This window comes from Vibrio sp. HI00D65 (genome assembly GCF_001635455.1).
Classification (GTDB): Bacteria; Pseudomonadota; Gammaproteobacteria; order Enterobacterales; family Vibrionaceae; genus Vibrio.
On sequence record NZ_LWEH01000565.1, the window covers coordinates 1 to 665 of the forward strand.

A 665-nucleotide genomic window follows, 5' to 3' on the forward strand; every position below is an offset into this window, starting at 1 on the left:
TACGCTTAGTCACTTAACCATACAACCCGAAAGGGTCTTAGTGTATGGCAACTAACCAAGGTTTTTGGTTGTAATAGGAAGGGTTAGTTCTTATTACGTGTTTGCCGGACTCAATGTGATTCAAATTAGATTTGAATCGAATACAAGACACTTGAATGTGTTTGTGTTGTGTTTATCCAAAGGATAAACATTGAGAACTTTTAATTTGATTAACTCTTAGAGTTAATCAGTCAGCTTTCCAAATTGTTAAAGAGCATGTATTCCGAAGAATGCATTTTCTAAAGACTCTCGCAGTCGAAAAAACCAACCAACAACATAAGAAGTGGTTTGGAGTATTAACTTCCAAGAATATTTAGAGAATGGTGGGCGATACCGGGCTCGAACCAGTGACCCCCTGCTTGTAAGGCAGGTGCTCTCCCAACTGAGCTAATCGCCCACTAAAAGTTTTAATTCTTTCGTGGAGAAAGAATGGTGGGTCGTGCAGGATTCGAACCTGCGACCAATTGATTAAAAGTCAACTGCTCTACCAACTGAGCTAACGACCCAATGGTATCCCGTAGGGGAGTCGAACCCCTGTTACCGCCGTGAAAGGGCGGTGTCCTAGGCCTCTAGACGAACGGGACACTGGATTGAAGAACTTGGGAGTTCTTCGTCTCTTTACTTTC

At 42.6% G+C, this 665-nt stretch carries 3 tRNA genes; all 3 read right to left on the reverse strand.

Annotated features, from left to right (window positions below):
- Positions 1–360: 360 nt before the first annotated feature.
- Positions 361–436, reverse strand: a tRNA-Val gene (locus A3712_RS23860).
- 33 nt (positions 437–469) lie between these two features.
- Positions 470–545, reverse strand: a tRNA-Lys gene (locus tag A3712_RS23865).
- A gap of 2 nt (positions 546–547) precedes the next feature.
- Positions 548–623 (reverse strand) — tRNA-Glu (locus A3712_RS23870).
- Positions 624–665: the final 42 nt, after the last annotated feature.